Raw genomic sequence first — 22,320 nt, forward strand, 5'->3', positions numbered from 1 at the left:
TGATGGAAAGCTACGCAGTCTTTGGAAATCCTATCGCTCACAGCAAATCGCCCGCTATCCATCAGCTTTTTGCGCAGCAGCTGCAGATTGCACACCCGTACGGACGTATTCTGGCGCCACGAGATGAATTTATCAGTACCCTGAATGCTTTCTTTAATGAAGGGGGGCGAGGCGCCAACGTTACCGTTCCGTTTAAAGAGGAAGCGTTCGCTCGCGCTGATGAGCTTACCGAGCGAGCGGCGCTGGCCGGGGCCGTGAATACCCTCAAACGTCTGGAAGATGGCCGTTTGCTGGGGGATAACACCGATGGCATTGGGCTATTGAGCGATCTGGAGCGGCTCGGTTTTATTAAACCTGGCTTTCGTGTCCTGCTTATCGGGGCGGGAGGCGCATCGCGCGGCGTGCTGTTACCGCTTCTGTCCCTCGATTGCGCCGTGACGATTGTCAATCGCACCAGCTCCCGCGCGCATGAACTGGCGGCGCTCTTTTCTCATACCGGCAGTATTCGTGCGCTGGAAATGGATACGCTGGCTGAACATGAGTTTGATCTCATCATTAATGCGACCTCCAGCGGTATTGGCGGGGAGGTCCCGGCGATACCCGCTGCGTTAATTAATACGCACGTTCATTGCTACGACATGTTTTATCAGCAGGGCAATACGCCGTTTCTGACCTGGTGCCAGCAGCATGGTGCAAAAAAATGTGCTGACGGTTTAGGTATGCTGGTGGCTCAGGCCGCCCATGCCGTATTACTCTGGCATGGCGTACTGCCAGACATTACTCCGGTGATTCAAACCCTGCATAAGGAATTGAATCCGTGAATCAGGCGATTCAGTTTCCTGATAGGGAGGAGTGGGATGCTGAAAAACAGTGCATTACATTCCCCGCGTTGGTTCATGGTATGCAGCTGACCTGCGCAATGGGAAGCGTAACGCTAGAAAAACGCTTTGGTGGAAAAGAGCCAGCGCAGTGGCTGGCTGCATTTCGCGAACATCGCTGGGATCTGGAAGAAGAAGCGGATGAGATGATCCGTGACCAGCAGGAAGACGTTCAGGGCTGGATTTGGTTTTCCTGATCCAGGTAATCGTTCTTCCATTTCACGTAGTTGTTTGCTGAATAGATCAGTCCCGCTATTTCCGCCTCCGTCAGGGGGCGGATTTGTTTCACCGGGTTGCCAAAGTAAAGATAGCCGCCTGCCAGCCGCTTATTCTGCGGTACCAGACTACCGGCACCAATCATGACGTCATCCTCTATTATTACACCATCCAGCAAAATTGAACCCATCCCCACCAGTACCCGATTACCGATAGTGCAGCCGTGTAGCATGACTTTATGGCCGATGGTGACATCTTCCCCAACGATCAGGGGATTACCCTGCGGGTTATAGGAGGATTTATGGGTGACATGCAGCACGCTACCGTCCTGGATATTGGTGCGAGGGCCGATTTGCACATAGTTAACGTCTCCGCGAATGGCAACCAGTGGCCAGATGCTGACATCATCAGCCATCCTGACATCGCCGATCGCTACGCTGGTGGCATCGATCATCACGCGCAGGCCTGTTTGTGGGAATAAATCTTTATAGGGACGTAAATTTGCGGACATGCTTACCTCGATAATTCAGGGTTGTGCGAAGACTTTGGTGGCTTTCTCTGCCGCCTGCAACCCTTTATTGTGGTAAAAACTGAGCAGATCGAACAATAACGCTGCGAAAAGGGCGAAAAAGCATCATCCGGAAAAAAAGATCGATAAAAGACTTGTGCAATAAAATGGGATCCCTATAATGCGCTCCCACTGACACGGCGGATGTGAATCACTTCACAGCAACTAGCCGGTTCGGTTGAAGAGAAAAATCCTGAATTAAAGGGTTGACTCTGAAAGAGGAAAGCGTAATATACGCCACCTCGCAACGGTGAGCGAAAGCCGCGTTGCACTGCTCTTTAACAATTTATCAGACAATCTGTGTGGGCACTCAAAGTGACATGGATTCTTAACGTCCTCGGACGAAAAATGAATACCAAGTCTCTGAGTGAACATACGTAATTCATTACGAAGTTTAATTCATGAGCATCAAACTTAAATTGAAGAGTTTGATCATGGCTCAGATTGAACGCTGGCGGCAGGCCTAACACATGCAAGTCGAGCGGTAGCACAGAGAGCTTGCTCTCGGGTGACGAGCGGCGGACGGGTGAGTAATGTCTGGGAAACTGCCTGATGGAGGGGGATAACTACTGGAAACGGTAGCTAATACCGCATAACGTCGCAAGACCAAAGTGGGGGACCTTCGGGCCTCATGCCATCAGATGTGCCCAGATGGGATTAGCTAGTAGGTGAGGTAATGGCTCACCTAGGCGACGATCCCTAGCTGGTCTGAGAGGATGACCAGCCACACTGGAACTGAGACACGGTCCAGACTCCTACGGGAGGCAGCAGTGGGGAATATTGCACAATGGGCGCAAGCCTGATGCAGCCATGCCGCGTGTATGAAGAAGGCCTTCGGGTTGTAAAGTACTTTCAGCGAGGAGGAAGGCGATAAGGTTAATAACCTTGTCGATTGACGTTACTCGCAGAAGAAGCACCGGCTAACTCCGTGCCAGCAGCCGCGGTAATACGGAGGGTGCAAGCGTTAATCGGAATTACTGGGCGTAAAGCGCACGCAGGCGGTCTGTCAAGTCGGATGTGAAATCCCCGGGCTCAACCTGGGAACTGCATCCGAAACTGGCAGGCTAGAGTCTTGTAGAGGGGGGTAGAATTCCAGGTGTAGCGGTGAAATGCGTAGAGATCTGGAGGAATACCGGTGGCGAAGGCGGCCCCCTGGACAAAGACTGACGCTCAGGTGCGAAAGCGTGGGGAGCAAACAGGATTAGATACCCTGGTAGTCCACGCTGTAAACGATGTCGACTTGGAGGTTGTTCCCTTGAGGAGTGGCTTCCGGAGCTAACGCGTTAAGTCGACCGCCTGGGGAGTACGGCCGCAAGGTTAAAACTCAAATGAATTGACGGGGGCCCGCACAAGCGGTGGAGCATGTGGTTTAATTCGATGCAACGCGAAGAACCTTACCTACTCTTGACATCCAGAGAACTTAGCAGAGATGCTTTGGTGCCTTCGGGAACTCTGAGACAGGTGCTGCATGGCTGTCGTCAGCTCGTGTTGTGAAATGTTGGGTTAAGTCCCGCAACGAGCGCAACCCTTATCCTTTGTTGCCAGCGGTTCGGCCGGGAACTCAAAGGAGACTGCCAGTGATAAACTGGAGGAAGGTGGGGATGACGTCAAGTCATCATGGCCCTTACGAGTAGGGCTACACACGTGCTACAATGGCATATACAAAGAGAAGCGACCTCGCGAGAGCAAGCGGACCTCATAAAGTATGTCGTAGTCCGGATCGGAGTCTGCAACTCGACTCCGTGAAGTCGGAATCGCTAGTAATCGTGGATCAGAATGCCACGGTGAATACGTTCCCGGGCCTTGTACACACCGCCCGTCACACCATGGGAGTGGGTTGCAAAAGAAGTAGGTAGCTTAACCTTCGGGAGGGCGCTTACCACTTTGTGATTCATGACTGGGGTGAAGTCGTAACAAGGTAACCGTAGGGGAACCTGCGGTTGGATCACCTCCTTACCTGAAGAACCTGCCTTTGTAGTGTCCACACAGATTGTCTGATGAATGATAAATTTCAAAATGTACTGTTAAGTGCATTGTGAAATTTTGCTCTTTAAAAATCTGGATCAAGCTGAAAATTGAAACGACACACTGTTTCCTTTCTCCGTAATAAGAAAGGAAAAACGGTGTGTTCGAGTCTCTCAAATTTTCACAACACGACCTGTTTTACGAAACAGCTTCGGGTTGTGAGGTTAAGCGACTAAGCGTACACGGTGGATGCCCTGGCAGTCAGAGGCGATGAAGGACGTGCTAATCTGCGATAAGCGTCGGTAAGGTGATATGAACCGTTATAACCGGCGATTTCCGAATGGGGAAACCCAGTGTGTTTCGACACACTATCGTTAAGTGAATACATAGCTTAACGAAGCGAACCGGGGGAACTGAAACATCTAAGTACCCCGAGGAAAAGAAATCAACCGAGATTCCCCCAGTAGCGGCGAGCGAACGGGGAGCAGCCCAGAACCTGAATCAGTTTGTGTGTTAGTGGAAGCGTCTGGAAAGTCGCAGGGTACAGGGTGATACTCCCGTACACTAAAATGCACATTCTGTGAGTTCGAAGAGTAGGGCGGGACACGTGGTATCCTGTCTGAATATGGGGGGACCATCCTCCAAGGCTAAATACTCCTGACTGACCGATAGTGAACCAGTACCGTGAGGGAAAGGCGAAAAGAACCCCGGCGAGGGGAGTGAAACAGAACCTGAAACCGTGTACGTACAAGCAGTGGGAGCCTGATTTGTCAGGTGACTGCGTACCTTTTGTATAATGGGTCAGCGACTTATATTCTGTAGCAAGGTTAACCGTATAGGGGAGCCGCAGGGAAACCGAGTCTTAACTGGGCGTTAAGTTGCAGGGTATAGACCCGAAACCCGGTGATCTAGCCATGGGCAGGTTGAAGGTTGGGTAACACTAACTGGAGGACCGAACCGACTAATGTTGAAAAATTAGCGGATGACTTGTGGCTGGGGGTGAAAGGCCAATCAAACCGGGAGATAGCTGGTTCTCCCCGAAAGCTATTTAGGTAGCGCCTCGTGAATTCATCTTCGGGGGTAGAGCACTGTTTCGGCTAGGGGGTCATCCCGACTTACCAACCCGATGCAAACTACGAATACCGAAGAATGTTATCACGGGAGACACACGGCGGGTGCTAACGTCCGTCGTGAAGAGGGAAACAACCCAGACCGCCAGCTAAGGTCCCAAAGTCATGGTTAAGTGGGAAACGATGTGGGAAGGCACAGACAGCCAGGATGTTGGCTTAGAAGCAGCCATCATTTAAAGAAAGCGTAATAGCTCACTGGTCGAGTCGGCCTGCGCGGAAGATGTAACGGGGCTAAACCATGCACCGAAGCTGCGGCAGCGACGCTTAGGCGTTGTTGGGTAGGGGAGCGTTCTGTAAGCCGTTGAAGGTGGCCTGTGAGGGTTGCTGGAGGTATCAGAAGTGCGAATGCTGACATAAGTAACGATAAAGCGGGTGAAAAGCCCGCTCGCCGGAAGACCAAGGGTTCCTGTCCAACGTTAATCGGGGCAGGGTGAGTCGACCCCTAAGGCGAGGCCGAAAGGCGTAGTCGATGGGAAACAGGTTAATATTCCTGTACTCGGTGTTACTGCGAAGGGGGGACGGAGAAGGCTATGTTAGCCGGGCGACGGTTGTCCCGGTTTAAGCATGTAGGCGGAGAGTTTAGGTAAATCCGGACTCTTGTTAACGCTGAGGTGTGACGACGAGGCACTACGGTGCTGAAGTAACAAATGCCCTGCTTCCAGGAAAAGCCTCTAAGCATCAGGTAACATCAAATCGTACCCCAAACCGACACAGGTGGTCAGGTAGAGAATACCAAGGCGCTTGAGAGAACTCGGGTGAAGGAACTAGGCAAAATGGTGCCGTAACTTCGGGAGAAGGCACGCTGATGGTAAGTGAAGCGACTTGCTCGTGGAGCTGAAATCAGTCGAAGATACCAGCTGGCTGCAACTGTTTATTAAAAACACAGCACTGTGCAAACACGAAAGTGGACGTATACGGTGTGACGCCTGCCCGGTGCCGGAAGGTTAATTGATGGGGTTATCCGTAAGGAGAAGCTCTTGATCGAAGCCCCGGTAAACGGCGGCCGTAACTATAACGGTCCTAAGGTAGCGAAATTCCTTGTCGGGTAAGTTCCGACCTGCACGAATGGCGTAATGATGGCCAGGCTGTCTCCACCCGAGACTCAGTGAAATTGAACTCGCTGTGAAGATGCAGTGTACCCGCGGCAAGACGGAAAGACCCCGTGAACCTTTACTATAGCTTGACACTGAACATTGAGCCTTGATGTGTAGGATAGGTGGGAGGCTTTGAAGCGTGGACGCCAGTCTGCGTGGAGCCAACCTTGAAATACCACCCTTTAATGTTTGATGTTCTAACGTAGACCCGTGATCCGGGTTGCGGACAGTGTCTGGTGGGTAGTTTGACTGGGGCGGTCTCCTCCCAAAGAGTAACGGAGGAGCACGAAGGTTAGCTAATCCTGGTCGGACATCAGGAGGTTAGTGCAATGGCATAAGCTAGCTTGACTGCGAGCGTGACGGCGCGAGCAGGTGCGAAAGCAGGTCATAGTGATCCGGTGGTTCTGAATGGAAGGGCCATCGCTCAACGGATAAAAGGTACTCCGGGGATAACAGGCTGATACCGCCCAAGAGTTCATATCGACGGCGGTGTTTGGCACCTCGATGTCGGCTCATCACATCCTGGGGCTGAAGTAGGTCCCAAGGGTACGGCTGTTCGCCGTTTAAAGTGGTACGCGAGCTGGGTTTAGAACGTCGTGAGACAGTTCGGTCCCTATCTGCCGTGGGCGCTGGAGAATTGAGGGGGGCTGCTCCTAGTACGAGAGGACCGGAGTGGACGCATCACTGGTGTTCGGGTTGTCATGCCAATGGCATTGCCCGGTAGCTAAATGCGGAAAAGATAAGTGCTGAAAGCATCTAAGCACGAAACTTGCCCCGAGATGAGTTCTCCCTGACTCCTTGAGAGTCCTGAAGGAACGTTGAAGACGACGACGTTGATAGGTCGGGTGTGTAAGCGTAGCGATACGTTGAGCTAACCGATACTAATGAACCGTGAGGCTTAACCTTACAACGCCAAAGCTGTTTGGTGTGGTGATTTGAGAGATTTTCAGCTGATACAGATTAACTGACAGGCCTTAAGGCGTGTTGGTAAACAGAATTTGCCTGGCGGCAACAGCGCGGTGGTCCCACCTGACTCCATGCCGAACTCAGAAGTGAAACGCCGTAGCGCCGATGGTAGTGTGGGGTCTCCCCATGTGAGAGTAGGGAACTGCCAGGCATCAAATTAGCAGTATGGCACTGACTTTCGAGGCAGTTTGCTATTCGACAGAGTAGCAGAACAAAAGCGAATGCTTTTGAACGTTGCGAAGCAACGGCCCGAAAATCATGTCCGGTACCAAATTAAGCGTGCTGATATGGCTCAGTTGGTAGAGCGCACCCTTGGTAAGGGTGAGGTCCCCAGTTCGACTCTGGGTATCAGCACCACTTTTTAAGTTAGAAACAGTATTTTAAAGAATTTGCCTGGCGACAACAGCGCGGTGGTCCCACCTGACCCCATGCCGAACTCAGAAGTGAAACGCCGTAGCGCCGATGGTAGTGTGGGGTCTCCCCATGTGAGAGTAGGGAATTGCCAGGCATCAAATAAAGCAGAAGGCCCAGTCGAAAGACTGGGCCTTTTTGCTTGTCTGCTATTTAATGACGCAGCTTAGCGATAAACGGCGGCCTAAGCTGCTGTAGAACGGTCTGGAATACCGGCGAGCGGCGCATTTTTGCTATCGTAGCGCGGTTTTTATCCCCTGCCGTCCACGAAAAAGGGCCCGGTCTCGCGACCAGGCCCTTTCTTATATCCGTTCCCTTACTGGAGAGTGAATCAAACCCAGTAGAACGGTAATGATTAACGGGTCAGCGCTACAATTCCCAGCGTTAATCCAGCCACTGCCGCCGCACCGCCGGCAATTGCCCCAGCCGTTTCCCAGTTATCCTGAGTCGTGCCTTTCATGCAGGTGTTGGTATGAACTAGCCTGCCTTCAGAATCGTAGACCGGCACGCAGGGAGAGTCATGCGCGCAGCCGGCGAGTAAAGTTGCCAGCAGCGTCACTAAAATAAATTTCTTCATGATATTACCTCTGAATAGTCCGTTTTACTGCATCGGGTGAGATACACGACGGAATAGCCTATTTTACCATCGCTGAAACAGAGGCCTGATAGAGGAAATTATCTCAATTTATGAGCTACGTAAATATCATGGAGATAAGCGGGGAATTGCGTAGAAAAGATGTAGAACAAAATAATGAAATAAAGACAGAGGCTGCCGATCTTATCATTATGGAATACAGTGAATTTAATCTAACCGGTTGATTAATATGAATGATGATAATGAAAAAGGCGCCAGCGTGGCGCCTTTGAGGAGGCGATGAGCTACTTCCCGCGTCGGGTAAAGCGGCCCCTTACCACCACGAAGAATACCGGTACGAAGAAGATTGCCAGCAGCGTAGCGGTTAACATCCCGCCCATCACGCCGGTGCCCACCGCATTTTGCGCCCCGCCTCCGGCACCATGGCTAATAACTAAAGGCAGCACCCCGAGAATAAAGGCTAATGTTGTCATGAGGATCGGACGCAGGCGCATACGCGATGCCTCGATAATTCCTCTACCTTCTTTACCCATAAGATCTTTAGCAAACTCGACGATCGGAATAGTATTTTTTGCCGATAAGCCAAGCGCGGTTAATAAGCCGACCTGGAAATCAACATCATTATTTAGCCCGTGAAACGATGCTGCCGGCAACGCTCCAGGAACCCCTAAGAATGACCAAGGTTACAGAGAGCGGGAGATACCCGCTTTCATAGCGCGCAGGCGCCTGGCTTCCGGAGAGCCGTTCCTGAGACGACATTCCAGTCCAGTCATAGCCAGTTCCGTTCGGCAGTCTGCCTCCATCAGGAGCATTGTATCCCCGGTAATTTTTACCCGGCGCGATGTGACGAACGAAGAGAGTGACGCCATTTCACCGCTGGCGCTACGCGCATACATATTGTTGATATTATCCGGCAGCGTACGGAAATACGCGCCAGCTGCTCCGGATGCAGCCGGACAGCTGATTACGCGCCTGGGTTAGCGCGCTGTGGCCGAGGTTGCCCTGATCGATAAGGTTAAAGTCAAAACTCGCCTACCGAGTTCGACAATGGCCGGCAGATTGAACGGTAAGACCATAGCGTCCTTCTTGCTGAAGGCGCCGGTAGGCACGTTGGATAATCGCCTTAACGCCGTTCTCTGCGTCGCTGCGTTCCTGCCACGGCTTGAGGCTGCGTAAGGCCATGAGCACCATCGCAGTGCCAACGAGGGTTGTCGTGGAAGGCTCTCTTCAACCATCACGCGCACGGCGTTTTCCACCGCTACTGTCGATGCTCTGCGTACCGAGTCGCCGGACGGCGAACTGGCTCAGAGGGAGTCAGCAGTCTGCTGCGGGAAGGGGGTAAACGCGAGGCAGTAAAAAAGGCGCTTCCCCATGCCGAAGAGCGCCTTTTATTCAAGCAATTAACTGACTAGTATCAGTTCATGCCGTATTTTTTCAATTTTTTACGCAGCGTACCGCGGTTGATGCCCATCATCAGAGCAGCACGGGTCTGGTTACCGCGGGTGTATTGCATCACCATGTCCAACAGGGGCTGTTCTACTTCAGCCAGTACCAGCTCATACAGGTCACTAACGTCCTGACCGTTCAGTTGAGCAAAATAGTTCTTCAGTGCCTGTTTAACCGAGTCACGCAGGGGCTTTTGAGTTACCTGATCCTGAGAGTTAACGGTAGAAACGGTCAGTACGTCAGAATTTACGCGTTGTTCGAACATAGTTCTGTCAGCTCTTTATTTCTGTTTACGCAAAATTTTCGAAGTATGCCTCCAACGCCTCCAGCTGATCGCTGGCATCCTCTATGGCGTTGAATGTGCGCCGAAACTGGTCATTTGGAGCGTGCTCCTGGAGATACCAGGAAACGTGTTTACGCGCAATTCGGTACCCTTTTGCCTGACCGTAAAAGTCATGCAATTCCCGAACGTGAGCGCAAAGCAAGCGCTTAACCTCTGCCAACGGCAGGGGGGGCAGCAGCTCTCCAGTGTCCAGATAATGCTGGATTTCCCGAAAGATCCAGGGTCTTCCCTGAGCTGCGCGGCCTATCATAAGGGCATCAGCCCCCGTATAGTCGAGCACAGCTCTGGCTTTAAGCGGGTCAGTAATGTCACCATTCGCGATAATCGGAATGGAAACTTTCTGCTTAACTGCCCGAATACTGTCGTATTCAGCGTCTCCGTTAAACAAACAGGCGCGCGTGCGTCCGTGAATAGTCAGAGCCTGAATGCCACACTCTTCAGCCAGTTGGGCAATTTCTACACAGTTACGGTGTTCCGGCTCCCAACCGGTGCGAATCTTGAGCGTCACGGGAACGTCCACTGCCTTGACGACCGCCGTCAGGATTAACTTCACCTGCTCGGGATGCTGCAAGAGGGCTGAACCTGCGAGCTTGCGATTCACCTTTTTCGCCGGGCACCCCATATTAATATCAATAATTTGGGCACCGCTTTCCACGTTAATACGGGCGGCTGCGGCCATCTCTTCCGGTACGCTACCGGCGATTTGCACGGTACGAATACCGGGCTCATCAACGTGCACCATCCGTAAACGGGACTTGTCGCTCTCCCAAACCTGCGGGTTGGAGGACATCATCTCGGAAACGGTTAAACCTGCTCCCATCTTATAGCACAGCGTCCTGAATGGTCTGTCAGTAATGCCAGCCATAGGTGCTGCGATCAGGCGATTTCTAAGCTGGTAGTGTCCGATGCGCATGAGTTAAGAAATGACCATACTGTGACTGCAAGGCGGCGTATATTACGCATTTTTTGCACGAGATGAAAGGCCAAACTTTGAGCAATCCCCTGTCACAGATCAATGAATCCAGGAGCAACGAAAATGCTATGGATAAATTATCATATTAATCATTGATTTAATGCGTAGTGGGTAATTTGTGTCCAATTATAAAATCGTAAAACTTATCTATTTTTCTTAGAAAAATGGGGTCATTGGCGGCATAAAACGCTGTTTTTGTAGCCAAAAAAGCGCTTCGTAATGCGATCTGGCTCCCATTTCTTGACGTCATTTGGCGGCTACTGGAAACAAAAATGCGGCCCGCAGGCCGCATTAGCGCTTACTTGCGCTGGCCGGTAATCCGGCACCACTCTTCTTTTTCAACCACCGGGTCGAGATTAAAGCGATCGGCGTAGGCTTCGCAGACGCCGTCAGCCTGGCTGGCAAGGATCCCGGAGAGGCCCAGCAGGCCGCCTGTAACGGGCAGGACGCTGATTAACGGAGCCAGCTCGCGTAATGGGCCGGCCAGAATGTTGGCGACCACGACGTCGGCGCTGAGAGCCTCTGGCTGATCCTGGGGTAAATAGAGCTCCAGACGATCCGAGACGCCGTTACGCTCGGCGTTATCGCGGCTGGCCTGAATCGCCTGCGGATCGATATCGATACCGATGGCCTTCGCCGCGCCGAGCTTCAGGGCAGCAATCGCCAGGATGCCGGAACCGCAGCCGAAATCTATAATCGTTTTACCCGCCAGATCCAGCCCATCGAGCCACTGCAGGCACAGGGAGGTCGTCGGGTGGGTACCGGTACCGAAGGCGAGGCCCGGATCGAGCATCACGTTCACCGCGTTGGCATCCGGCACTTCACGCCAGCTTGGGCAAATCCACAGCCGCTCGCCGAAGCGCATCGGGTGGAAGTTATCCATCCATTCGCGCTCCCAGTCTTTGTCTTCCAGCTGCTCGATTTTGTGCGCGAAGCCGGCGCCCAGAAGAGGATGCTGCTCAAGAATAGCTACGACTTCTTTCATGTCGCTCTCTGCGTCGAACAGGCCGGTCACGTCGGTGTCTCCCCACAGGCGGGTTTCCCCCGGCAGCGGTTCGAATACCGGCGTATCGTGGGTATCCTGGAAGGTGATAGAGACGGCACCGGCCTCCATCAGCGCATCGCTTAATTCTTCAGCGTGTGCGCCGGTCGTGTTCAGTTTCAGTTGGATCCATGGCATGGCAAAACTCTTTATTTATCAGTAGTCATAATAGGGGCTGGAGGGACGGGCTGACCGAAACGGTTGCCAATCACAAAAGCCAGCAAGCTTAACAGCAGCGAGGGCACAATCGGATGAAAGCCCAGGTACTGAATATTAAATGTCGCCAGCACGGCGTAGAGCACGCCGCCAACGAGCATGGCGCTGAGGGCGCCGGTCGCGTTAGCGCGCTCCCAGTACAGGCCCATCACCAGCGGCCATAAGAACACCGCTTCCAGGCCGCCGAAGGCCAGCAGGTTGAGCCAGATGATCATTTCAGGCGGCCGCCAGGCTGCCAGCATCATCAGGATCCCGATGACCAGGGTGGTGGCGGTGGAGATCCTCTTCAGCTTTTGCTCATTATGCCTTTTGGCAGGGCGAGCGCTGAGCCAAAGATCTTTAACGATCGTAGCCGATGCCTGCAATAAATGGGCGTTAACGTTCGACATGATCGCCGCCATTGGCGCCGCTAAAAACAGGCCCGCGGCCCACGGTGGAAGCACCTGGACCATCAGGGTTGGGATCACCCGATCGGGAACGGTCAGGTGCGGCAGAACCGCACGGCCCAGAGCGCCCGCGAGGTGCATGCCAAACATCAGCAGAGCGATGACCACGGTACCGATGATGATCCCCCGGTGAACGGCTTTGCTGTCTTTATAGGAAATGCAGCGTACGGCGGTATGCGGCAGGCCGATCACGCCGAAGCAGACCAGCACCCAAAACGAGGTCATAAAGGTCGGGGTTAGAATACCGTCTACGCCGTGCGGCGATACCAGCTGCGGATCGATCTTCTGTAAGGTATCAACGGCGTGATGCAGACCGCCCGCAGCGTGAACAACCCCAACCAGCAGCACGATAGTGCCAATCAGCATCACCAGGCCCTGCATGGTGTCATTGAGCACGCTGGCGCGAAAGCCGCCGAACGCGGTGTACAGGGCAATAGTGATGCCGAAGATCAGCAGGCCGTGCTCATATTTAATCCCAGCCGCGGTCTCCAGCAGGCGCGCGCCGCCGATAAACTGCACGGCGATCGCTCCGACGAAGGCAACCAGCAGGCTTATGCTGGCGATCCAGACGACGGCGCGGCTTTGGTAGCGAGCCTGCAGCATGTCGTTGAGGGTGATGGCGTTGTAGCGTCGCGCCAGAATGGCGAACTTCTTGCCGAGGATCCCCAGCGAAAGCCAGATCGTCGGCACCTGGATCATCGCCAGCAGCACCCAGCCGAGCCCGTACTTGTAGGCGGCCCCAGGCCCGCCGATAAATGAACTGGCGCTGATATAGGTTGCGGTGAGGGTCATGGCCAGCACGAAGCCGCCCATAGAACGGCTGCCGAGGAAATATTCGCTGAGAAAACTGCCGCTGCTGCGTTTGCGCATGGCGTAAAGCGACAGGCCGAAGACCACGAACAGATAGGCAATCAGGATAACGATGATTTCAAGCTGCATCGCTATCCTCCAGCGGGATGTCGCGGAATACAAAACGCACCATCGCCCAGCACAGCAGGATAAATACCAGCGGCACCAGCAGGCAGGCCATTTCGAACCAGTGCGGCAGCCCGGTGATGCCGATTGCGCTGTCCGGGAGATAGGCCGCAGCCAGCCAGGCGGCAAGATAGAGAAGGGTCAGCCACAGCGCCCAGCGCGCTTCTTTGTGGGCCTGAACAAAACGATTGTCCATTTTTTAGTCCCAGGAGGATGAAGAAAGCGGGGATTGTACCGCATGGCAAAGATGAGGGGAGAGAAAAAGAAAAAAGGCCGGATTATCCGGCCTTTTGCAGCGATACAGGATTATTTTTCCTGCATACCGAGCTTTTTCTCCAGATAGTGGATATTGGTCCCACCATGCTGGAAGTGCTCGTCGTTCATGATGCGAATCTGCAGATCGACGTTAGTTTTGATGCCGTCGATGATCAGCTCCTGCAGCGCATTTTTCATGCGTGAAATGGCTACATCACGGTTTTCGCCGTAGCAGATAAGCTTGCCGATCATTGAGTCATAGTACGGCGGCACGGTGTAGCCGGCGTAGATATGAGACTCCCAGCGAACGCCGAAACCGCCCGGCGCGTGGAAGCGGGTAATTTTACCCGGACTCGGCAGGAAGGTATTCGGGTCTTCGGCGTTAATACGGCATTCAACCGCATGGCCACGGACCTGAACTTCTTCCTGCTTGATAGACAGCGGTTGGCCTGCGGCAATGCGCAGCTGCTCTTTAATCAGATCCACGCCGGTGATCATTTCTGTTACCGGGTGTTCAACCTGAATACGGGTGTTCATTTCGATGAAGTAGAACTCGCCGTTTTCGAACAGGAACTCGAAGGTACCCGCCCCGCGATAGCCGATATCAACGCAGGCCTTGGAGCAGCGCTCGCCGATGTAGCGACGCAGTTCCGGAGTAATACCCGGCGCCGGCGCTTCTTCGACAACTTTCTGGTGACGACGCTGCATGGAGCAGTCGCGCTCGGCCAGATAGATAGCGTTACCCTGGCCGTCAGCCAGGACCTGGATCTCGATATGACGAGGATTCTCCAGGTATTTCTCCATATACACCATGTCGTTGCTGAAAGCGGCTTTCGCCTCAGCTTTGGTCATGGAGATGGACTGCGCCAGCTCGGCATCGCTGCGCACTACGCGCATGCCGCGGCCGCCGCCGCCGCCGGAGGCTTTGATGATAACCGGGTAGCCGATGCGTTTCGCATGGGCGCGGTTAGCGTCCATGTCGTCGCCCAGCGGGCCATCGGAGCCAGGAACGGTCGGCACGCCGGCTTTCTTCATGGCGGTAATCGCCGACACTTTGTCGCCCATCAGGCGAATAGTGTCAGCCTTCGGGCCGATGAAGATAAAGCCGGAACGTTCAACCTGCTCAGCAAAGTTGGCGTTTTCGGAAAGGAAGCCGTAGCCCGGGTGAATCGCCACCGCGCCGGTGATTTCAGCCGCGCTGATGATCGCCGGGATATTCAGGTAGCTCTTAATGGACGGAGCCGGGCCGATACAGACCGTCTCATCCGCTAACAATACGTGCTTTAAATCGCGATCCGCAGTGGAGTGCACAGCAACGGTCTTGATGCCCAGTTCTTTACAGGCACGCAGGATACGCAGTGCAATCTCGCCACGGTTGGCGATAACAATTTTATCCAGCATGTTCGCCTCGTTACTCGATGACTACCAGCGGCTCGTCAAATTCTACCGGTTGGCCGCTTTCGATCAGAATGGCTTTCACCACGCCGGCTTTGTCGGCTTCGATCTGGTTCATCATTTTCATTGCTTCGACGATGCACAGAGTGTCGCCCACGTTGACTTTCTGGCCGATTTCCACAAACGCTTTAGCGTCCGGGCTCGGGGTGCGGTAGAAAGTACCGACCATCGGGGAACGTACGATGTGACCACTGATTTCCGCTTTCGCCGGGGCTTCTGCCTGCGCGGCTGCCGGCGCTGCGGCAACAGGTGCCTGTGCCTGCATCATCGGAGCGGCATAAGCCTGCTGCATCACTGGATAACCGGTGTTCGGAGCCGAGCGGCTGATGCGCACAGACTCTTCACCTTCAGAAATTTCCAGTTCGTTGATGCCAGACTCTTCGACCAGCTCGATCAGTTTTTTAATCTTACGAATATCCATGAGTGGGTTCCGTACTCTTTGTTTAGTGTGATTGTGACAGGCGTTTTACCGCCGTCTGTAAAGCGTATGAATAACCGTCCGCCCCCAATCCACAGATAACGCCTGCGGCGATATCCGACAGATAAGAGTGATGACGGAATGGTTCGCGGGCATGTACGTTGCTCAGGTGGATCTCGATAAACGGGATGCTCACCGCAAGTAGCGCGTCGCGGATTGCCACGCTGGTGTGCGTAAACGCGGCCGGATTAATCAGGATATAGTCTACAGCGTCTTTAGCCTGATGAATTCGGTCGATTAACGCGTACTCCGCGTTTGATTGCAGGTGATCCAGCGCCACGTTCAGAGCCGCAGCTTCTGATTCCAGACGGTTAACAATCTCAGAAAGCTTGAGGGTGCCGTACTTCTCAGGCTCGCGTGTACCAAGCATGTTAAGGTTAGGTCCATTCAAAAGCAAAATGCGAAACTTGTCAGCCATTGTGCGGCTATCTCCTGCCATTCTCGGGTAAAAAACAAAATATACCTTCGAAACGCGCTTGTCACCTTTTCAGGGTGTAAAAACCCCTCCAGGAAAACCAAAGTCGCACATTATAACGATTTCGTAGCATTTGGCAGCTAAATACTGGTCTTATCAGGGAAGATTATCAACCGCTATCGTTAAATGAGTCGCGGTTGATAAAAGATCTGCGGGAAACTGCACATATCCGGGGATTAGCGCCACCACTGGCGGAACTTCTTGTAACGCCACGCCAAAAGCCCAACCGCCAGCCCGGCATATATCAACGGCTGTGGGGATAATATCTTCACGGACCATAAATAGTGGATGGGCGCAAGGATCGCCACCAGATAGACGAAGTTATGCAACGTTTGCCAGCGACGGCCTAATTTTCGCTGCAGCACCTGCGTCGAGGTGACCGCCAGCGCCAGCAGGGTAAGCCAGCTGATAAACCCCAGCGTCAGATAGGGCCGGCTCACCAGCTCAGAACCCAGCAGCGCCAGATTGTTAATCCCGAGTTCCAGCAGCGTGTAGCTGGTCAGATGCAGCGTCGCCCAGGCAAAGCACCACAGTCCCAGCAGGCGCCTGGTACGAATCAACAGCGGTTGTTTAGCGTAGCGCGCCAGCGGCGATACAAGCAAGGTTGCCAGCAGAAATTTAAGAGCCATCCTACCGGTAAAGTGTTGAATATCCTTTGCCGGGTCGGCGCTGAAATACCCCTGCTGCGCAGCCCAGAATAGCCAGAGAAAGGGAAGAAACCCGGCCAGATGGAGCATAACCTTAAGCCAGGTAATCTGTTTTACGTTCAGGCGCACTAGTAATTCTCCCGCAAATTCAGGCCCCGGTAGAGCGAAGCCACTTCGTCAGCATAGCCGTTGAACAGCAGCGTCGGCTGGCGCTTGACGTCCAGCACGCCTCCGGAACCGATAAAGCGCTCCGTTGCCTGCGACCAGCGGGGATGATCGACGTGCGGATTGACGTTGGCGTAAAAGCCGTATTCATCCGGTCCCGCCAGATTCCAGGTGGTCGGCGGCCGCTCGCGGGTGAGTTCGATACTGACAATCGACTTAATCCCTTTGAAGCCATACTTCCACGGGACAGTCAGGCGCACCGGCGCGCCGTTCTGCGGCGGCAGCGCCTTACCGTAGACGCCCACGCTCAGCAGGGTGAGGGGATGCATCGCCTCATCCAGACGCAGGCCTTCGACATAAGGATAGGCCAGGCCGCCGCCGATAAAGCGATCCTTCTGCCCTGGCATTTGGTCAGGAGCATAGATGGTTTTAAATGCCACGTAGCGGGCGCTGCTGGTGGGCTCAACCAGCGCCAGCAGCTTATGCAGCGGGAAGCCCACCCACGGCACCACCATCGACCAGGCTTCGACGCAGCGCATCCGGTAAATGCGCTCTTCGAGCGGAAAGCGGGTGGTCAGATCGTGATGATCGAGCGTCAGCGGTTTAGCCACTTCTCCGCCGATGGTCAGCGTCCACGGATCGGTTCGCAGGCTGCCCGCGTTGGCCGCCGGATCGGCTTTATCCAGACCAAATTCATAGAAGTTGTTGTAGCCGGATACCTTATCCTCCGGGGTGAGCGTCAGCGCGTTTTGCCATTCGGCAGGTTTGTCGAACGTCAGCGCTTTGCCCGCCGGCGCGGGAGGGCGGTCGTGACCTTTGAACCAGTCGAGAAGATCGGCTTTTGCCGTGGGGGAAAGGGAAAGTGCCGTTGTGGTAATCCCCAGCGTTTTCAAAACCTGGCGACGCTGCAGCATAAAAACGGATTCTGCCGTGACGTCGGCTTCCGTTAGCTTTTTGTGTTTCATGACATCCTCCGGCATGCTTTTTCCTAAGCATGACGGAGGCGGAGAGTTATCGCGAATATGTCACGAAAAATTGCATATTAGGCGATTTTCACCAGCGTCCGGCCCTGGATTTGGTTAGCCATAATCTTATCGGCAAAGGCCGGCGCTTCTTCGAGCGTAATTTCCGTGGCGCTTTGCGTGTAGAACGACTCAGGCAGATCGCCAACCAGCCGCTGCCAGGCTTGAGCCCGGCGCGCGGGCGGAGTCATTACCGAATCAACGCCCTGCAGGCGGACGTTACGCAAAATAAACGGCATCACCGTCGTCGGCAGAGCAAAGCCGCCGGCCAGGCCGCAGGCAGCCACGCAGCCGCCGTAGTTCATCTGTGCCAGTACTTTCGCCAGCACCTTATCGCCGACGGTATCGACCGCCCCGGCCCACAGCTGTTTCTCCAGAGGACGGGTTTCGGCAAACTCCTCACGCCCAACGATCCGCTGCGCGCCCAGCGTTTTCAGATAATCATGGGTGCTTTCGCGACCAGAAACGGCGACCACCTGGTAACCCAGGCGATGCAGCAGGGCGACCGCGGTGCTACCGACGCCGCCGCTGGCACCGGTGACCACAACCTCGCCATCCTGGGGACGAATTCCGGCATCTTCCAGCGCCATCACGCACAGCATGGCGGTGAAGCCGGCGGTACCGATGGCCATCGCTTTACGGCCGTCCAGCCCTTCAGGCATCGCAACCAGCCAGTCGCCTTTCACGCGCGCCTGCTCGGCCAGGCCGCCCCAGTGATTTTCGCCAACGCCCCATCCGGTGAGAAGCACCTGCTGGCCTGCATGGAAACGTGGATCTTCGCTGGTATGGACGATACCGGCAAAATCGATGCCAGGAATCATCGGAAAGTTGCGGATGATTTTTCCGCTGCCGGTGATCGCCAGCGCGTCTTTATAATTGAGGCTGGACCACTGAATATCGACGGTCACATCGCCCTGCGGAAGCCTGCTGGCGTCGATGGTTTGCACCGAAGAGATTGTTTTGCCATCCTGCTGTTCTAATATTAAAGCCTGCATATGCGGGTCCTTATTGGTACAAAGATTGGAAAAATTTTTCTGCGGACTATACTCGCTATCGGCATTATTACGCCGATACAGCGCAATAAATTGCCAGATACGTCAGCTTTGATAGTATGCCTCGCACTTTAAAAAGTTAGTGCTTACTTTGGGGAAAGCGCCAGTACCGGAGTCCGAATATTCATCGGGCAGTCATTCACACGCGGAGTTAACACAGGGATGCGATTAACGACGAAATTCTCAGCATTTGTCACGCTGCTTACCAGCCTGACTATCTTTGTCACGCTTATTGGCGCGTCGCTGAGTTTTTATAACGGTATTCAGCAAAAAGTGGAGAATCGCGTCCAGGCCGTAGCGACGGTGCTGGATAACCGCCTGATCTCTTCATCCTTTGCCCGACTTGAACCGCAGATGGATGAGCTGATGACGCCGGTCGACGTTGTGCAGGTTGATTTTCTGCTTAACGGCAAATCGGTGTACAGCCACTCGCGTAGCGACAGCTACCGCCCGCTGGGGAGTAATAACCAGTTTCGGGAGGTCATGGTCCCGTCGCTAAAGCACCCCGGCATGACCCTGCATCTGGTCTATATGGACCCGATGGTTAACTACTTCCGCTCGCTGCACATGACCGCACCGCTTTCCATCGCCATTGGCTTTATGGTGCTGATGGTCTTTTTTTCCGTTCGCTGGATCCGTCGTCAGCTGTCCGGGCAGGAGCTGCTGGAGCTGCGGGCGACGAGGATCCTTAACGGCGAGCGCGGGCCCCAGGTGCGCGGCTCGGTGCACGAGTGGCCGGTGAGCACCAGCAGCGCGCTGGATATGCTGCTATCCGAGCTGCAGTTTGCCAGCGATCAGCGAAGCCGTATGGATACGCTTATTCGCTCCTATGCCGCTCAGGACACCAAAACCGGCCTCAATAACCGCCTGTTCTTCGATAACCAGCTCGCCACGCTGCTGGAAGATCAGGAAAAAGTCGGCTCATATGGCATTGTGATGATGATCCGCCTGCCGGAGTTCGATTTGCTGCGCGATAACTGGGGCCGCGCCGCAGCGGAGGAGCATTACTTCACGCTCATCAACCTGCTTTCTACTTTTATTATGCGCTACCCCGGCGCGCTGCTGGCGCGCTATCACCGCAGCGATTTTGCCGTCCTGCTGCCGCACCGCACCCTCAAGGAGGCGGACAGCATCGCCGGGCTGCTGCTGAAGGCGATGGACGCGCTGCCGCCCACGCGCATTCTTGACCGCGATGACATGATGCATATCGGTATTTGCGCCTTCCGCAGCGGACAGACCACGGCTCAGGTGATGGAGCGCGCGGAAGCGGCAACGCGCAACGCGGTTCTGCAGGGGAGCAATAGCTGGTCGGTTTATGACGATTCGCTGCCGGAGAAAGGGCGCGGCAACGTGCGCTGGCGCACGTTGATTGAACAGATGCTAAGCCGCGGCGGGCCGCGGTTATATCAGAAGCCCGCGGTGAATCGCGACGGTCGCGTCCATCACCGTGAGCTGATGTCCCGCCTCTATGACGGTACGGAAGAGGTGATTGCGGCGGAATATATGCCGATGGTGCAGCAGTTTGGCCTGGCGGAAGAGTATGACCGCCTGCAGATCACGCGGCTGCTGCCATTTTTAGGCTTCTGGCCGGACGAAAACCTCGCTTTACAGGTGACCGTGGAGTCGCTGATCCGTCCTCGATTCCAGCGCTGGCTGCGCGATACTTTGATGCAGTGTGAAAAATCGCAACGTCAGCGCATTATTTTTGAACTTGCAGAGGCAGATGTTTGTCAATATATCGGCCGCCTGCAGCCGGTTATGCGGCTGGTTAACGCTTTAGGTATTCGAGTTGCCGTTGTTCAGGCCGGATTAACGCTGGTTGGAACCAGCTGGATCAAGCAGTTGGACGTTGAAGTCATCAAGCTACACCCTGGACTGTCGCGTAATATTGAAAAACGCAGTGAGAACCAGCTGCTGGTTCAGAGCCTGGTGGAGGCCTGCAAGGGTATGCCGGTCCAGGTTTTTGCAACCGGAGTACGCAGTCGTAGCGAGTGGCAGGTCCTGTCTCAATGCGGTGTTACCGGTGGCCAGGGGGAATTTTTTGCCGCCTCACAGCCACTTGACACAAATGTGAAAAAATATTCGCAAAGATACTCGGTTTGATCTGCCGTTTAGCGTTATTTCACGTAGAATAACGCGCGCCATAGTGAAGGGGGTGTGCTTGTCTACCTGCCGGATTATCGCAATGTAAATGCCAGTAAATGACCTTTGACAGGTTGCAAATTGAAGCGTGGAGCGCTGCTGAAGTTTTCAGCACTGAACGGAGCCGGAAAATTTGTAACGAAGGAAATGAACTGCACTAATTTTCACCGTAGCAGATGATTTTTGCGCCTTGTCGCTGCTGCGTGTGGTTGGTAAAGTAAGCGGATTTTGTTTTCCGCCCCAGCTTTCAGGATTATCCCTTAGTATGTTAAAAAAATTTCGTGGCATGTTTTCCAATGACCTGTCCATTGACCTGGGTACCGCGAATACCCTTATCTATGTAAAAGGACAAGGCATCGTATTGAATGAGCCTTCCGTTGTGGCCATTCGTCAGGATCGTGCCGGATCGCCGAAAAGCGTCGCCGCTGTCGGTCATGAAGCGAAGCAGATGCTCGGGCGTACGCCGGGCAACATCGCGGCGATTCGCCCGATGAAAGACGGCGTTATCGCCGACTTCTTTGTTACCGAAAAAATGCTGCAACACTTCATCAAACAGGTGCATAGCAACAGCTTCATGCGTCCGAGCCCGCGCGTTCTGGTGTGTGTACCGGTTGGTGCAACCCAGGTTGAACGTCGTGCTATCCGTGAATCCGCTCAGGGCGCTGGCGCCCGTGAAGTCTTCCTGATCGAAGAGCCGATGGCGGCTGCGATCGGCGCAGGCCTGCCGGTTTCTGAAGCAACCGGTTCGATGGTTGTGGATATCGGCGGCGGTACCACAGAAGTGGCGGTTATCTCCCTGAACGGCGTGGTTTACTCCTCTTCCGTGCGTATCGGCGGTGACCGTTTCGATGAAGCCGTGATTAATTATGTGCGTCGTAACTACGGCTCCCTGATCGGTGAAGCGACCGCAGAACGTATCAAGCATGAAATCGGCTCCGCTTATCCGGGCGATGAAGTGCGTGAAATCGAAGTGCGCGGTCGTAACCTGGCTGAAGGCGTTCCACGCGGCTTCACCCTGAACTCGAACGAAATTCTCGAAGCGCTGCAGGAGCCGCTGACCGGCATCGTTAGCGCGGTGATGGTTGCTCTCGAGCAGTGCCCGCCAGAGCTGGCTTCTGATATCTCCGAGCGCGGTATGGTCCTGACCGGCGGCGGTGCGCTGCTGCGTAACCTCGACCGCCTGCTGATGGAAGAGACAGGTATTCCTGTCGTAGTTGCAGAAGATCCACTGACTTGCGTCGCGCGTGGCGGCGGTAAAGCGCTGGAAATGATCGATATGCACGGCGGCGACTTGTTTAGCGAAGAGTAGTCAGCCGAAGGTCTGGGGTGGCTCAAGGGTTGCCCCTGGTCTTAACTGACACGAGA

18 protein-coding genes, 1 tRNA gene, 4 rRNA genes and 1 pseudogene are annotated in these 22,320 nt (G+C 54.3%); 10 read left to right on the forward strand and 14 right to left on the reverse strand.

The genetic code is table 11. The features are described 5' to 3' along the window. Positions 1–2: 2 nt before the first annotated feature. Both aroE and MMW58_RS02205 read left to right on the forward strand, forming a co-directional pair. On the forward strand, positions 3–821 hold the full coding sequence (aroE, locus tag MMW58_RS02200; protein WP_241722688.1) for a shikimate dehydrogenase: 819 nt from the start codon (positions 3–5) through the stop codon (positions 819–821). Continuing rightward, the gene (locus MMW58_RS02205) at positions 818–1,075 is read left to right on the forward strand and encodes a DUF1488 family protein (protein ID WP_133600014.1); all 258 of its coding nucleotides are present in this window, start codon (positions 818–820) and stop codon (positions 1,073–1,075) included. The genes aroE and MMW58_RS02205 overlap by 4 nt, the downstream gene beginning before the upstream one ends. On the opposite strand, the gene MMW58_RS02210 is transcribed toward MMW58_RS02205, so the two are convergent. After that, positions 1,051–1,605: a gamma carbonic anhydrase family protein gene (locus tag MMW58_RS02210; protein ID WP_241722689.1), complete on the reverse strand. Its 555-nt coding sequence runs from the start codon at positions 1,603–1,605 to the stop codon at positions 1,051–1,053. The genes MMW58_RS02205 and MMW58_RS02210 overlap by 25 nt on opposite strands. 473 nt (positions 1,606–2,078) lie before the next feature. On the opposite strand from MMW58_RS02210, the gene MMW58_RS02215 reads away from it, so the two are divergent. The 5 genes from MMW58_RS02215 to rrf (MMW58_RS02235) all read left to right on the forward strand — a co-directional run bounded on the left by MMW58_RS02215 (position 2,079) and on the right by rrf (MMW58_RS02235) (position 7,325). Next, positions 2,079–3,618 (forward strand): 16S ribosomal RNA (locus MMW58_RS02215). Between the two features lie 231 nt (positions 3,619–3,849). Then, positions 3,850–6,757 (forward strand): 23S ribosomal RNA (locus MMW58_RS02220). Between the two features lie 95 nt (positions 6,758–6,852). Then, positions 6,853–6,968: ribosomal RNA gene (gene rrf, locus MMW58_RS02225) — 5S ribosomal RNA — on the forward strand. A gap of 130 nt (positions 6,969–7,098) precedes the next feature. Then, positions 7,099–7,174: transfer RNA gene (locus MMW58_RS02230), tRNA-Thr, on the forward strand. Positions 7,175–7,209: 35 nt separating this feature from the next. Beyond that, positions 7,210–7,325, forward strand: a 5S ribosomal RNA gene (rrf, locus tag MMW58_RS02235). The 16S, 23S and 5S rRNA genes sit together here with 1 tRNA gene alongside, the layout of an rRNA operon. A 258-nt stretch (positions 7,326–7,583) precedes the next feature. On the opposite strand, the gene MMW58_RS02240 is transcribed toward rrf (MMW58_RS02235), so the two are convergent. Next, a complete protein-coding gene (locus MMW58_RS02240; protein ID WP_041147475.1) occupies positions 7,584–7,805 on the reverse strand; it encodes a lipoprotein in 222 nt (73 codons plus the stop codon). 110 nt (positions 7,806–7,915) lie between these two features. Here MMW58_RS02240 and MMW58_RS30200 point away from each other — a divergent pair, with 110 nt between their 5' ends. After that, positions 7,916–8,047 (forward strand): hypothetical protein, encoded by a 132-nt coding sequence (locus MMW58_RS30200; protein ID WP_256464604.1) that lies wholly within the window; start codon positions 7,916–7,918, stop codon positions 8,045–8,047. A 60-nt stretch (positions 8,048–8,107) separates the two neighbouring features. Here MMW58_RS30200 and MMW58_RS02245 read toward each other — a convergent pair. The 12 genes and pseudogenes from MMW58_RS02245 to acuI form a co-directional block, all read right to left on the reverse strand. Continuing rightward, positions 8,108–9,005 (reverse strand): annotated as a pseudogene (locus MMW58_RS02245) (efflux RND transporter permease subunit); the annotation flags it as partial. Positions 9,006–9,237: 232 nt separating this feature from the next. Beyond that, positions 9,238–9,534, reverse strand: coding sequence for a DNA-binding transcriptional regulator Fis (gene fis, locus MMW58_RS02250; protein WP_003855228.1), 297 nt, complete (start codon positions 9,532–9,534; stop codon positions 9,238–9,240). Between the two features lie 25 nt (positions 9,535–9,559). Beyond that, positions 9,560–10,525 (reverse strand): tRNA dihydrouridine synthase DusB, encoded by a 966-nt coding sequence (dusB, locus tag MMW58_RS02255; RefSeq protein WP_241722690.1) that lies wholly within the window; start codon positions 10,523–10,525, stop codon positions 9,560–9,562. Between the two features lie 358 nt (positions 10,526–10,883). Continuing rightward, entirely contained in the window at positions 10,884–11,765 is an 882-nt protein-coding gene (gene prmA, locus MMW58_RS02260) for a 50S ribosomal protein L11 methyltransferase (RefSeq protein WP_133600808.1), read from the reverse strand. 11 nt (positions 11,766–11,776) lie between these two features. Next, complete coding sequence (gene panF, locus MMW58_RS02265; RefSeq protein ID WP_159237020.1) at positions 11,777–13,228, reverse strand: sodium/pantothenate symporter; 1,452 nt, start codon at positions 13,226–13,228, stop codon at positions 11,777–11,779. Next, positions 13,218–13,460: a YhdT family protein gene (locus tag MMW58_RS02270; RefSeq protein WP_159237021.1), complete on the reverse strand. Its 243-nt coding sequence runs from the start codon at positions 13,458–13,460 to the stop codon at positions 13,218–13,220. The genes panF and MMW58_RS02270 overlap by 11 nt, the downstream gene beginning before the upstream one ends. Positions 13,461–13,570: 110 nt before the next feature. Further along, entirely contained in the window at positions 13,571–14,920 is a 1,350-nt protein-coding gene (accC, locus tag MMW58_RS02275) for an acetyl-CoA carboxylase biotin carboxylase subunit (protein ID WP_041147467.1), read from the reverse strand. 10 nt (positions 14,921–14,930) lie between these two features. Then, positions 14,931–15,395: an acetyl-CoA carboxylase biotin carboxyl carrier protein gene (gene accB / locus MMW58_RS02280; RefSeq protein WP_041147466.1), complete on the reverse strand. Its 465-nt coding sequence runs from the start codon at positions 15,393–15,395 to the stop codon at positions 14,931–14,933. A gap of 22 nt (positions 15,396–15,417) precedes the next feature. Further along, positions 15,418–15,870 (reverse strand): type II 3-dehydroquinate dehydratase, encoded by a 453-nt coding sequence (gene aroQ, locus MMW58_RS02285; RefSeq protein WP_041147465.1) that lies wholly within the window; start codon positions 15,868–15,870, stop codon positions 15,418–15,420. A 233-nt stretch (positions 15,871–16,103) separates the two neighbouring features. Next, entirely contained in the window at positions 16,104–16,703 is a 600-nt protein-coding gene (gene msrQ, locus MMW58_RS02290; RefSeq protein WP_241722691.1) for a protein-methionine-sulfoxide reductase heme-binding subunit MsrQ, read from the reverse strand. Beyond that, positions 16,703–17,704 carry a protein-methionine-sulfoxide reductase catalytic subunit MsrP gene (gene msrP, locus MMW58_RS02295; RefSeq protein WP_241722692.1) on the reverse strand — a complete coding sequence of 334 codons (1,002 nt, stop codon included), beginning with the start codon at positions 17,702–17,704 and terminating at the stop codon, positions 16,703–16,705. The genes msrQ and msrP overlap by 1 nt, the downstream gene beginning before the upstream one ends. A gap of 77 nt (positions 17,705–17,781) precedes the next feature. Further along, complete coding sequence (gene acuI, locus MMW58_RS02300) at positions 17,782–18,756, reverse strand: acrylyl-CoA reductase (NADPH) (RefSeq protein WP_241722693.1); 975 nt, start codon at positions 18,754–18,756, stop codon at positions 17,782–17,784. Positions 18,757–18,975: 219 nt separating this feature from the next. Between acuI and csrD the strand changes: the two genes are divergently transcribed. Together csrD and mreB are read left to right on the forward strand one after the other, a co-directional pair. Beyond that, the gene (gene csrD / locus MMW58_RS02305) at positions 18,976–20,916 is read left to right on the forward strand and encodes an RNase E specificity factor CsrD (protein ID WP_133600813.1); all 1,941 of its coding nucleotides are present in this window, start codon (positions 18,976–18,978) and stop codon (positions 20,914–20,916) included. Between the two features lie 304 nt (positions 20,917–21,220). Then, positions 21,221–22,264: a rod shape-determining protein MreB gene (mreB, locus tag MMW58_RS02310; protein ID WP_002918653.1), complete on the forward strand. Its 1,044-nt coding sequence runs from the start codon at positions 21,221–21,223 to the stop codon at positions 22,262–22,264. Positions 22,265–22,320 lie beyond the last annotated feature (56 nt).

The sequence above is a fragment of the Klebsiella sp. HC6 genome (genome assembly GCF_022605325.1).
Taxonomy (GTDB): domain Bacteria; phylum Pseudomonadota; class Gammaproteobacteria; order Enterobacterales; family Enterobacteriaceae; genus Klebsiella; species Klebsiella terrigena.